This window comes from Marinobacter excellens LAMA 842 (genome assembly GCF_001574445.1).
GTDB lineage: Bacteria > Pseudomonadota > Gammaproteobacteria > Pseudomonadales > Oleiphilaceae > Marinobacter > Marinobacter shengliensis.
This window is the reverse complement of the sequence record NZ_LOCO01000026.1, coordinates 52,759-64,072: the sequence shown is the minus strand read 5'-3', so window position 1 is coordinate 64,072 and position 11,314 is coordinate 52,759. Positions and strand designations below refer to the sequence as shown.

Here is an 11,314-nt window from a genome sequence, read left to right as displayed (position 1 = left end):
GGACTTCACGCTGCAGGATCCAAGGGCGTCCCAGGCGCACTCAACGGCATTGGCAGACGGCGAGCAAACCTGCATCGATTGCCACAAGGGCATCGCGCACAAGCTGCCTGACATGGCCGGGGTATCCCGGTAGGTTCAGGCTTTTACTGGCGGGGCCTTACTGGATGGAAGGCCCCGAGCCATCAGCCGGTGACTGGGACAGGGACGTTCCGACCGGTGGCCGGAAATGCAGGGAGTAAAGCACGCGATCCAGCACCGCCTGGCCATTCCATGCCGGGTTGTTATTGACCATGCCGACGATGGCCCAGGTGGTGTTCCTGTCATCACGAGTAAAGCCGGCGATGGAGCGCACATGCTCAAGGTAGCCGGTTTTGATCCGGCCCTGGCCGTCCATGCCGGTATTTCTCAGGCGCCGGGACATGGTGCCATCCATCGCAATGATCGGCATGGAGGCCATCAAGTCTGAAGAATAGGGACTGTTCCAGGCGTGCTGCAAAATCTGGGCGCCCTGGCGCGCGGTAATCCGGCCGTGGCGTGTCAGTCCTGCGCCATTATCAATCACCATGCCCGCCGTATTGATGCCAAGCCCTTCCAGCCAGTCATATATGGCGCGGATGCCCGCCACCCGGTCATCCTGTTCATCATCCTTGCGAAATTCGGCGCCAATGGTCAGCAGCATTTGCCGGGCCATGACGTTACTGCTCCACTTGTTGATGTCCCGCACCATGGTTACGAGGTCTGGTGAGGTGGTGCGCATAACCAGGCGTGCTTCATCCGGTGTAGTCTCGAAGCGATCGCCGCCACTGACAATCACGCCCATTTCAGACAGCACGGAACGGATCAGGGAGGCGGAATAGCGCTCATGGGGCAGCAAAGACAGATAGGTTGTGGTCCGGCAACCCTGCGGAAGTTCGCCGGTAACCTGAACGGTTACCCTGTGATCGTTATGGAACACCGGTTTCCAGTCAAAGCGGCTGCGAGCGGGGCAGGGGCCTTCCGGCAGGGCGGTTACCCGGTTATCAATGGTGACTTCACCAAGATCGGGCGTAGCCCAGGCCTGGGTACCCCGTTCATCTGCGCGCACCTGAAAATACAACAGGTTAAGGTTGGTCAGGTAAGCGGAGGGCTCCACCAGAAACGGCGCGTGGGGATTGTTGCCGTTGTCTTCAAAGGCAGGGAAACCACCATCCACCCGAAAATAACTGCCATCCAGAACCAGATCGCCTTCAATCCGGTTAATACCCATGCTGCGCAGTTCCCGAAGGGTACCCCAAAGTCGCTCAAAGGTGAGTTTGGGGTCGCCACCGAAACGCACATACAGGTTGCCCTGCAGGGTATCGCCAACCATGGTACCGTCGGTCAGGAAGTCGGTATTCCAGTGATGAGTCGGGCCCAACAATTCCAGAGCGGCGTAGGTGGTGACCAGTTTCATGATGGAGCCAGGGCTCATCAGTTCGTCAGCGTTCACATACTGCTCAATGCCCGGCCCGTTAAGGGGAATGGCTGCAACACTGAGGGCCTGCTCGCTATTCAGGGACTTGTTTGCGTAGTCTTTGATCTGACTGGCCCAGAGACGGGATTCCGCAAAGGCTGCGGCAGCGGTATTGCTTTCCTGGGCCAGGGCCGGCGTGCTTGCCATGGTGCAGGCAGCCGCAATGGCCAATACCAGCCGCTTGGGTGAGGTTACACACCTTGAAGCGCAGGTCCTCGCCTGCAAACCCTGAATCAGCATCACACCAGCCCGTTGTTATGTTCTCTTTGTACAATAGCTCATCCCGTGGTTTTGTACTATGCAGAAAAGCTATACATGACGTTAAAAAATGGCAGTAGAGTCGTTGTTTATATTGAGTTTTTGTGACAGCACGTAAGTGCCTTTCAGAATCATGGGGTTAGCTTTGACCGGACCTTGCTGACACCCAGGCCAATGGGGCAGACAGCGATTGTGAGACAATGCCGCCCCAGAGCCCGTGAACCGAATACAACGAACAAAGGGAACAATATGCTCAAAGCGATCAGACATCAGGTGAACGTACTGGAATCCGTGGCGACCTCTTCCTTCGCTGCCTGGCGTGGATGCCTGGTGATCAAGGCTATTCCGCAGCCGGAGAAACCTATCATTCTGTATGATATGGAAGCCTGCCCCTATTGCCGCCGTGTACGGGAAGTGCTGACTGCGCTGCACCTGGATGTGGAAATACGGCCCTGCCCCAAAGGCGGGCGTTTGTTCCGCCCGGAAGCCGAAGCCGTGGGTGGCAAGCAACAGTTCCCGTTGTTGGTGGATCACAACACCAACAAGGTGATCTACGAATCTGAGGATATTGTTGCGTACCTGTTCAGTCAGTATGCCGGTCGGTCTGTGCCCGGCTACTATCAGTCCAAAGCCTGGCAGCCAGCTTTAAATTCAATCGGATCGGCCGCCAGTGAACTGCGCGGCTTGCGCGCCACCTCTGGTAACCGTCCGGAACAGGGCTTGCACCTATGGAGCTTTGAGGGTAGCCCGTATTCGCGTCTGGTGCGGGAAAGATTGTGCGAGTTGGAGATTCCCTACACACTGCATAACCTGGGCAAGGAGCACTGGACCGAAATCGGCCCGGCCAAACAACGTTTAAAGCCAGGCGAGTACAGGCCCATACCGGGCGGCAAGCGGGATGCGTTTTTTCAGCAACACGGCCGTGTTCAGGTGCCTTACCTGGAAGACACCAATACTGGCCAGCAGCTGTTTGAATCAGGCCGGATCATGGCTTACCTGAACAGTCAGTACGGCGGCTGAGAGTCACGCAATGGCTGGCCCGGGGTGGCATTCCGGGCCCGACACGGTATGATCAGCGCCCATAGTTTGTGAGCCAGAATCGGGAGCGCGTGATGTACACCGGCCAATGCCTTTGTGGTGATATCCAGTTTGAATACGATGGCCCGCTTGGCCCGGTTGCCCTGTGCCATTGCAGCCAGTGCCGTCGGGCGCACGGCAGTGCTTTCTCAGCCAGTGTGCCGGTTCAGACGGTGCGCTTCCGGTATGTTGCCGGACAGGATCAAGTGCGTGAATTCGAATCCCGGCCCGGCAAATACCGGGCTTTCTGCCCCCGTTGTGGCAGTCAGCTATACAGCCGTGTTGACGCCATCCCCGGTATCCTGAGACTGCGTGTGGGCGTGATCAACGAACCCCTGGGAAAAAAGGCGGCCCAGCACGTCTACGTGGGGTCAAAGTCTGACTGGTTTGATATCACCGACAACCTGCCCCAGTTCGAGAAAACCGAACGCACCAACGATCCGCACTGATCACTCGGCCGGCACCACCCGGTACACCTTGCCCTGGCGTGAATCGGTCAGCAGCCACAGGGCGCCATCCGGCCCCATGCGCACATCCCGGATGCGCTCGCCAAGTTCGGTGAGAAGATCTTCTTCCTCTGTCACCTTTTCGTCATTGATGGTCAGTCGAACCAGTTTTTGACTTCTCAGGGCACCGACAAACACATCCCCTGTCCATTCGGGGAAAAGGTCTCCTGTGTAGAAGGCCATGCCAGAGGGGGCAATGGACGGGTCCCAGTAGTGCAGTGGATCGGTTACACCGTCCATGGTGGTCTTGTCTGAGATGGGGATGCCGGAGTAGTCGATGCCGTAGGTGACCTTCGGCCAGCCGTAGTCATTCCCCGCCCTGATGATGTTGATCTCGTCACCACCCCGGGGGCCATGTTCATGACTCCAGACTTCACCGGTGTCCGGGTGCAGGGTCATGCCCTGAATGTTTCGGTTGCCGTACGTAAAGAAGGTGTTGTTGATGCGGGAATCATCCATAAAAGGGTTGTCTGCAATCGCGTCACCGTTGGTGGAAATGCGATGAACACCACCGGCATCATCCCGATTGTCCTGGGCCCTGTCCATTTCACCCCGGTCACCGATGGCCACGTAGAGATGACCGCTCTGGTCAAAAACCATCCGGCCCGCAAAGTGCCTGCCATTGCTGGAGCGGGGTAGAGCTTCAAAAATCACTTCTACGTTCCCAAGCGCTTCGCCGTTGTAGGTGGCGCGGGCAACCCGGGTAGTCATGCTGTCGCTGTTACGGTGGGCATAACTCAGAAATAGGGTCTGATTGTTCTCGAATTGCGGATGCAGCACCACATCCAGAAGCCCGCCCTGGCCGGAGGCAACCAGATCCGGCAGCCCCCTCACCGGCTCTTGTACAAGATTGCCGTTTTCAATACGGCGAAGCCGACCCTCACGTTCGGTGACCAGCATGGTGCCGTCGGGCAGGAACGCCAGGCTCCAGGGGTGCTCAAGGCCTTGGGCGACGGTTTCTATCCGGAACTCGGTTTTGTCGGATGAGAATGTCTGGGCGGCGACTGCCGTTGAAAGCAGCAAGCTGCTGATGACGATAAGTTGTTTGCCGTAAAACATGGAACTCTCCCCTTGAGCCGTTTCTTCTGCACGTCTGGTACTTGTTGTTAGTCAAGAATAGCAGGTCGCAGGGCCCTGTTGGTCTGTGACTAACTATTGGTAATAGGGGAAGAGCATTATTATGGATCAACTTTAGTATTTAAAATTAGAATGATTCGTATTAATATGTGTCGACTGTTTTTTGGCTCCTATCATCGACAAAATTACGGAGATTCTGATGTCCCGATTCCCCACGCCCGCTTTGCGCAGAAATGCACTGGCGACTGCCGTTTGTCTGGCCTCTTTTCCTGCTGTAGCAGCGGCTCAAACCGGCGAACCCGCCACATTGGACGCAATTGATGTTTCGGCAGAGCGGGGCGTGTTGTCCACTGAATCCACGGGAAGTTACTTAAGCGGTGCAACGACTACGTCCATGAAAATGGAGCTGTCTCACCGCGAGACACCTCAGGCTGTTACCGTGATTACCCGAGAGCAAATGGACGACTTTGCCCAGAACAGTGTCAACGATGTACTGGAGGGCACCACCGGTGTGACCGTGGAGTCCGTTGAGACGGATCGAACCTATTACACGTCTCGCGGTTTTGACATCAATAACTTTCAGTATGATGGCGTGGGTATGCCAGCCGTATACGACAATATCCAGGGCGAGCTGGATACGGCATTCCTTGACCGGGTTGAAGTGGTTCGGGGCGCAAATGGTCTGATGACCGGCTCTGGCAGTCCGGCAGCAACGGTTAACTTCATACGTAAGCGCCCAACAGAGGATACTCAGGCATCTGTCAGGGTCACCGGCGGTTCGTGGGATCAGAAACGCATTGTTGGTGATGTTGCCGGCGCCGTAACGGATTCCGGTAAAGTTCGCGGACGAGTCGTAGCGGGTTATGAGGACAAGAATTCCTATCTGGACCGCTACAGCAACGAGAAGAAGATGTTCTACGGTGCAATTGAGGCGGACCTGACCGATACGACGCTGCTTACCGCCGGCCACGCGATTCAGACTTCAGACACCGATAGCCCGTTGTGGGGCGCCCTGCCACTGTTTTTCACCGACGGCACTGCTACCGAGTTTACTCGCTCCACCAGCACCTCTTCAGACTGGTCCTACTGGGATAACACCCTGCATAACAGTTTCGTTGAGCTGCAGCAGCAGCTGGCAAACGGCTGGAGGGCGCAAGGCACGGTTTCCCGGTTGGAAAGTGACAGTGACTCTGAGCTTTTCTATCAGTTCGGCACTCCAGACCCGGATACCGGTGAGGGCTTGATGGCCTATGCCAGCCAGTACGATCTGAATGTCGAGCAATGGGTGGTTGATGCCTTTGCAATCGGACCGTTCAATCTTGGCAATCGCACCCATGAGCTGGTGTTGGGGGCCACCTGGTCACGCTCTGAGACGGTAGATGAATCACGCTACGGCCAGGGTATTGGCGATCCGCTGCCGCCTTTGAATGAGTGGGGCGGTAATTACCCCAAACCTGCTTTCACCAATGGCGTTGATGGTTCCGATTGGACCGATCGCGAAACCGCTGGCTATGCCGCTGCCCGCTGGAGTTTGACAGATCGGCTCACCGCCATTACCGGCCTCCGGATGACCTGGATCGATAGTAAGGGCACCAGCTACGGCAATACCAAGACGACTCGGTACAACGCCGTTGAAACCCCATACGCTGGCCTGATCTTCGACCTCAACCGCAACCACTCGGTCTATGCCAGCTACACCGAAATATTTACGCCGCAAACGGAGTTGGATATTAACCGCAGCAGGCTCGATCCCATTGATGGCGTGAATTATGAACTGGGCCTGAAAAGTGAGTTTCTCGATGATCGCGTTAACACCACTGTGGCGCTGTTCCAGACTGAACAGAAGAACGTGGCGGAGGCTGCGGGTACCTTCGAAGGTACACAGGATGCCTACTACCGTGCTGTGGATGGCCTGAAGAGCCAGGGCGTTGAGCTGGAGTTTGTGGGCGACGTGACCGACAGAGTTCAGCTCTTTGCGGGCTACACCTATGTGGACATTGAAGACAACGAGGGTCGCTCTGCAAAATCGTTTGTGCCTGAGCACCTGGCTCAGTTCCGGGGCACCTGGAAAGTGCCTGGTATCGAAGGTCTGCAACTGGGCAGCAAAGTGCGCTGGCAGTCTGCGATCAGCCAGGAGCAAGGGGTCGCCACAACCGGGCCAAACGCCGGTACCACGATAGTGACCGAACAAGGCAGCTATGCGGTCATCGATTTAATGGCCAGTTACGATTTCGCCCGCAACTGGAACGCAACCCTGAACGTGAACAACGTGACCGATGAAAAATACATCGAAAGCCTGAAGAAGTTCGGCACGTCGGCCCAGGGTTTTTACGGTGCGCCGGCTAATGCCAGTATCACCGTTTCCTGGGTTTACTGATGACATTGGGGGCAGGGCGCAAGTTCTGCCTCTTTCATTCGCTGCTTACGGTAAATCCCGCAAGTCCCACAGTATCCGCCGTCCGGTAACAGGTACTTCAGGCAGCAGCCTCGCCGTTGAGGCAGTGCACAGCGCTGTTGGCTGAATTCAGCCGGTATCCAGTCGATGTATCGGTTTGCCTCACACTCAAACCGGGCCAGCCAGCTGGTGGCCAGGGCGCAGAGCGCTTCCGGGTCCACCTGATTCCAGACCGCGGAAAATGGTGCACCCAGTGCCAAGCCAACACTGCTCCAGTAGGCGCCGGGACTGACCCCGAAAGACTGCCGGAAGACCGGATACCACGCCTGCATCTGATCAGCGGTTATCTCAATAAATGCCTCGGGCGCCAGGGGTGTCTGGCCGTCATTCAAGTTAACCCAGCGAGACGGCGCGTCAGCGAGTTCCAGCGGGCACAGGAAAATTCGATCGGGGTTCAGGGGGGCGCAGACTCCATCCCGGAACAGCTGTAGCACCCGGGGGGCGATGACCTGCAAAGCCAGGCTCTGGTGTAGCACCGACACGCGGGCCTTGTGCATCCTGGGGCGGCACGCGTCCGGATAATCCTCCAGCAGCTGATTTTCCAGCAGCTCCGGCTTAGCCAGAACCTGTGCCAGGGAAAACAGCGCAGGGCGCAGCCCGGCGTCTTGAGCCAGTGCGCTGTTCAGGGTGTTCTGTGGGCTCAGGCCATGTCCGGTTAACAGATGGCGATAACTGGCCAGCCAGGGATCACCACAAACCTTAGTGACGGCCATGGCGGCTCAATCCCCAGAGAAAGTACAGGCCGCCCACCAGGGCCGCTAATAGCCCGGATGGCAACTGGTTGGGAAACACGACGACCCGTGCCAGATAATCGGCGATGGCCAGCAGCAATCCGCCTGCCAGCGCCGCAACCACAAGCTGACGCCCCACCGTTTGCTGGCCCAGCACCCTGGCAAGATGGGGTGCGATCAGCCCAACAAAGCTCAGCGGGCCGATCACCACGGTGGCGGCGGCAGTGAGTACCGAAGCCATCAGCAGGAGCAGAAGCCGGGCCCGCGCAACCGGCAGCCCCAGTGATGATGCGGCCGAATCCCCCAGAGGCAAAAGGGTAAGCGGTCGTATAACCAGCAAAAGCAGTGCTCCAAGCCCCAGCACCAGTGCCAGCAAACCAATGGCTTCCGGTTCAGACACCAGCCAGGTGGAGCCGTACATCCAGTTCAGCAATCGCGACGCAACGGTTCCCCCGGAAGCCATTACCAGCCTCAATCCGGCATCCATAAAAACGTAAAGCGCCAGCCCGCCCAACAGCAGTTGGTTGCCGGCAAAGCGATGACGGCGGGCCAGCAGAATCAACAGGCCCAATGCAGCAGCGGCCCCCGCAGTGGCTCCGACCAGTTGGCCGCCACGGCCGATGTCGAGGCCGGTGAGCACCAGGACCACCATCACCAAAGCCGCACCACCGCTAATACCCAGTAATTCCGGGCTGCCCATGGGGTTGCCGGTCATGCGCTGTATCAGGGTGCCGGCCATGCCCAGAGCCATGCCGGCAAGAATGGCCGCCATCAGCCGGGGGCCACGCCACACCCAGGCATCGCTCCAGTTCGAAACCGGTGTCCAGTTCCAGGAACTCAGGCCGGGCGACCAGGCCATAGACACAGCGATGGTCAGCACCAGCAGCGCCATTAGAATGCCGGCGATCAGAAGTGTTGGCTTGCGGGTGGGCATGAACCCGGCCGGGCTCGAATCTGCGCCGGGCATATGGTGTGTGTTTCGAATGCCCTGCAACGCCATCAGGATAATGGGGCCGCCGATCAGGGCGGTGGTGGTGCCGGTGGGTACAATGGAGCCGTTACCCAGAGTTGTTGCCCAGTGCGCCAGGGTGTCTGCCAGCAGCAAGAGCCCGCCGCCGGTGACCGTGCTCCAAAGCAGTCTCTCACCCAGCGTGCGGGCGCCCAGTAGCCTGGCCAGCACCGGGGCGGCCAGCCCCACGAATGCCACCACACCTACCCGGCTGACCACTACGGAACTCATCAGGACTACCAGAATCAGGGCGCCGCCCCGAACCAGCGCAACCTTGGCCCCGAGTGCCGAAGCCGAAGCCTGCCCCAATTGCAGCAGTGCCAGTGGCCGCATCAACATCAGCATGGCAACCGCAAGAATCAGTACCCGCGGCAGCAACTCCAGGAAGGGCTCCCAGTTATTCTGGACCAGTGAGCCTGCACCCCAGATAAACAGGTTGCCCAGCCATTCGCCTTTGAGCAGAAGAAAGGCCATGTTCATGGCGCCGAGGAAGAAGGTAATCACCAGCCCCGCCAGAATGACGGTGACCGGTGAAAAGCCCAGGCGCCATGTCAGCGCGATCACCAGGCCAATGGCCAGAAGGCCACCCGCCACGGCGGCAAGATCGGGGCTGAAGGCCAGCAAACCCGGTACAAAAAGGGTGGCAATGGTCACCCCGAACTGCCCGCCGGCTTCCACGCCCAGCGTGGTGGGCGAGGCCAGGGGGTTGCCAAGGATTTGCTGAGTAACAGCGCCTGCCAGGCCCAGTCCGCAGCCGATCAGAACGGCTATTGAGACCCTGGGGGCCCAGCTGTAGTGAGCGAGCACAGATGGGTAATGATCTTCGGTATAGCTCCAGAACGCCGCGAACAGCTCGCCTGGTGTCATCTGGCCCAGCCAGGGAAGGGAGCTGGCCGCCAGGGCGACAAGCCAGAGCAGGGCAATGGCAACCGGAAGTCTTCTGGGGAGGGACGGGGCGGTTGCAGGTACGCGTGCCGAGTCAGCGAACATTGTTGCGGCCTCCCTCCAACAGGGCATCAGCCAGCAAGATCGCCAGGCGTTTTACCGGGTACACCCCGCCGAATGGCCACACCGGCTCAATTTGATAAACCTGGTTTCGCTTGACGGGCGGCAGATAGGTCCAGAAGGGACTGCCTGCCAGGTGATCCGAGAGCCCGGGCAGGGTGGGTGAAATGACAACGATACGACTGTCGTGGTAGGGCGCAATGGCCTCCAGGCCAACCACAGAGAACCCCCAATAGTTACCCTCGTGTGGCCATGCATTGCGCAGCCCCAAGGCTTTGAGGGTGGTCTGATATAGGCCGTTGTGCGCGTAGATACGAACATGTCGGTCATCCAGAAAGTTGACCAGGGCCACCGGCTGCTGATTCATGCCGGCCTCGGCCAGGCGGGTGCGTTGCTCCTCGAGAGTTTGGTCAATATCCATAAGGATAGCCTCGGCCTGGTGTTCGAGGTTCAGCATCTCGCCAAGCGTGGTCAGCATTTCCCGGGCTTTGGCGAAGGGGGCGGAGCCCTCTTTGTAGACGCTGATGACGTAGGTGGGGGCAATGCGTTCCAGTAATTCGGCCGCAGGCGCCATTTCGGCACTGGTGACAATCAGGTCTGGCTTCAGCTCGGCAATCGCTTCCAGGCTGGGAGCGACCCGGGTACCAACATTGGCAATGCCGCCGGGTAATTCCGGGGCCTGGACCCAGGCACTATAGCCGTCCCGGTCTGCCACGCCCACCGGGGTCACCCCCAATAGCAAAAGCGCCTCGGTTGCGGCCCAGTTGAGGGCAACGATGCGCTCAGGCGGCCGGGGCAGGGTGATTGAGCCATTTTCGTGGCTCCAGGTTCCGGGGTGCGCGGGTTGGCTGATCATCAATGCAAGTAAGCAGAGATACGCCAGTGGGCGGTGAGCCCGTTGTTCAGTGCACATAAGACACCCACTGGCCGGGCGCCCGTTCCATTACACCCATGGCGACGCCGTAGATGGATTCCAGTACGCCGCTGTCCATAATCTCATTGGGCGTTCCATCCGCCACAACCTGTCCGGCCTTCAGGGCTACGAGGCGGTCGCAGAATCTGGCCGCGAGATCCACATCGTGTAATACCACAATGACGGTCAGTTCCCGCTCCTCGGCAAGGCGGTGGACCAGGCGCAGGGTCTCCACCTGGTGCTTCACATCCAGGGCGGAAATGGGTTCATCCAACAGCAGGCAGCGGGTTTGCTGGGCCAGCAACATGGCTATCCAGGCCCGTTGCCGCTCGCCACCCGACAGGGTGTCGACCGCGCGGCCAGCGAATCGTGCCAGGCCGGTGTCATGGATGGCCTGATCAATCAGTGTCTGGTCGCCGGCAGTGTAACGGCCGAGGGGGCCGCGCCAGGGATAGCGTCCGAGTGCGACCAGCTCTCTCACTGTGAGTCCGTCGGTTGCCGGGGGATGTTGTGGCAGGTAGCCCACGGTTCTTGCGAATGCTCGGGCACCTGTAGCCCGGAAAGACTGGCCATGGAGCAGGACTTCGCCGTGGGAGGGCGATATCTGCCGGGCCAGGGTCTTCAACAAGGTGGATTTGCCCGAGCCGTTATGGCCGAGCAGCGCCGTTACCTCGCCTTCCTGAAACGCCAGGCTGACATTGTGCAATATGGCGGTGTCACCCAGGCGAACCGCCAGTTGGTCGACTTCAAAAAACGCTGGCATTCAGACTCTCCCTTGGCTTTGGTGGGCA

General features: G+C 58.8%; 10 protein-coding genes. 4 read left to right on the top strand and 6 right to left on the bottom strand.

Features of this window, described 5'->3' with window-relative positions; all coding sequences use genetic code 11:
* The coding region (locus tag J122_RS21290; RefSeq protein WP_197463875.1) for a NapC/NirT family cytochrome c at positions 1-133 on the top strand (133 nt) is incomplete at its 5' end.
* 24 nt (positions 134-157) lie between these two features.
* On the opposite strand, the gene dacB is transcribed toward J122_RS21290, so the two are convergent.
* The gene (gene dacB / locus J122_RS17210; RefSeq protein ID WP_061333363.1) at positions 158-1,732 is read right to left on the bottom strand and encodes a D-alanyl-D-alanine carboxypeptidase/D-alanyl-D-alanine-endopeptidase; all 1,575 of its coding nucleotides are present in this window, start codon (positions 1,730-1,732) and stop codon (positions 158-160) included.
* Between the two features lie 267 nt (positions 1,733-1,999).
* On the opposite strand from dacB, the gene J122_RS17205 reads away from it, so the two are divergent.
* Both J122_RS17205 and J122_RS17200 read left to right on the top strand, forming a co-directional pair.
* Positions 2,000-2,770, top strand: a complete 771-nt coding sequence (locus tag J122_RS17205; RefSeq protein WP_061333362.1) for a glutathione S-transferase N-terminal domain-containing protein — start codon at positions 2,000-2,002, stop codon at positions 2,768-2,770.
* A 92-nt stretch (positions 2,771-2,862) separates the two neighbouring features.
* The gene (locus J122_RS17200; protein WP_061333361.1) at positions 2,863-3,276 is read left to right on the top strand and encodes a GFA family protein; all 414 of its coding nucleotides are present in this window, start codon (positions 2,863-2,865) and stop codon (positions 3,274-3,276) included.
* On the opposite strand, the gene J122_RS17195 is transcribed toward J122_RS17200, so the two are convergent.
* Positions 3,277-4,392 (bottom strand): PQQ-dependent sugar dehydrogenase, encoded by a 1,116-nt coding sequence (locus J122_RS17195; RefSeq protein ID WP_061333360.1) that lies wholly within the window; start codon positions 4,390-4,392, stop codon positions 3,277-3,279.
* Between the two features lie 412 nt (positions 4,393-4,804).
* Between J122_RS17195 and J122_RS17190 the strand changes: the two genes are divergently transcribed.
* Entirely contained in the window at positions 4,805-6,787 is a 1,983-nt protein-coding gene (locus tag J122_RS17190) for a TonB-dependent siderophore receptor (RefSeq protein ID WP_227510260.1), read from the top strand.
* On the opposite strand, the gene J122_RS17185 is transcribed toward J122_RS17190, so the two are convergent.
* Genes J122_RS17185 through J122_RS17170 form a run of 4 tightly spaced genes read right to left on the bottom strand, consistent with a single transcriptional unit; the run spans position 6,781 to position 11,286 of the window.
* Positions 6,781-7,578, bottom strand: coding sequence for a (2Fe-2S)-binding protein (locus J122_RS17185; protein ID WP_061333358.1), 798 nt, complete (start codon positions 7,576-7,578; stop codon positions 6,781-6,783). The two genes, J122_RS17190 and J122_RS17185, sit on opposite strands and share 7 nt — an antisense overlap.
* Positions 7,565-9,595, bottom strand: coding sequence for a Fe(3+)-hydroxamate ABC transporter permease FhuB (gene fhuB, locus J122_RS17180; RefSeq protein WP_061333357.1), 2,031 nt, complete (start codon positions 9,593-9,595; stop codon positions 7,565-7,567). Before fhuB ends, J122_RS17185 begins: the two co-directional genes overlap by 14 nt.
* Complete coding sequence (locus J122_RS17175; protein WP_082780628.1) at positions 9,585-10,523, bottom strand: iron-siderophore ABC transporter substrate-binding protein; 939 nt, start codon at positions 10,521-10,523, stop codon at positions 9,585-9,587. The genes fhuB and J122_RS17175 overlap by 11 nt, the downstream gene beginning before the upstream one ends.
* Complete coding sequence (locus tag J122_RS17170; protein WP_061333355.1) at positions 10,513-11,286, bottom strand: ABC transporter ATP-binding protein; 774 nt, start codon at positions 11,284-11,286, stop codon at positions 10,513-10,515. The genes J122_RS17175 and J122_RS17170 overlap by 11 nt, the downstream gene beginning before the upstream one ends.
* Between the last annotated feature and the right edge of the window lie 28 nt (positions 11,287-11,314).

Bases quoted from the DNA above. Each gene is read 5' to 3' on its own strand.
- dacB (WP_061333363.1), bottom strand. From the start codon at position 1,732: ATGCTGATTCAGGGTTTGCAGGCGAGGACCTGCGCTTCAAGGTGTGTA.
- J122_RS17205 (WP_061333362.1), top strand. From the start codon at position 2,000: ATGCTCAAAGCGATCAGACATCAGGTGAACGTACTGGAATCCGTGGCG.
- J122_RS17200 (WP_061333361.1), top strand. From the start codon at position 2,863: ATGTACACCGGCCAATGCCTTTGTGGTGATATCCAGTTTGAATACGAT.
- J122_RS17195 (WP_061333360.1), bottom strand. From the start codon at position 4,392: ATGTTTTACGGCAAACAACTTATCGTCATCAGCAGCTTGCTGCTTTCA.
- J122_RS17190 (WP_227510260.1), top strand. From the start codon at position 4,805: ATGAAAATGGAGCTGTCTCACCGCGAGACACCTCAGGCTGTTACCGTG.
- J122_RS17185 (WP_061333358.1), bottom strand. From the start codon at position 7,578: ATGGCCGTCACTAAGGTTTGTGGTGATCCCTGGCTGGCCAGTTATCGC.
- fhuB (WP_061333357.1), bottom strand. From the start codon at position 9,595: ATGTTCGCTGACTCGGCACGCGTACCTGCAACCGCCCCGTCCCTCCCC.
- J122_RS17175 (WP_082780628.1), bottom strand. From the start codon at position 10,523: ATGTGCACTGAACAACGGGCTCACCGCCCACTGGCGTATCTCTGCTTA.
- J122_RS17170 (WP_061333355.1), bottom strand. From the start codon at position 11,286: ATGCCAGCGTTTTTTGAAGTCGACCAACTGGCGGTTCGCCTGGGTGAC.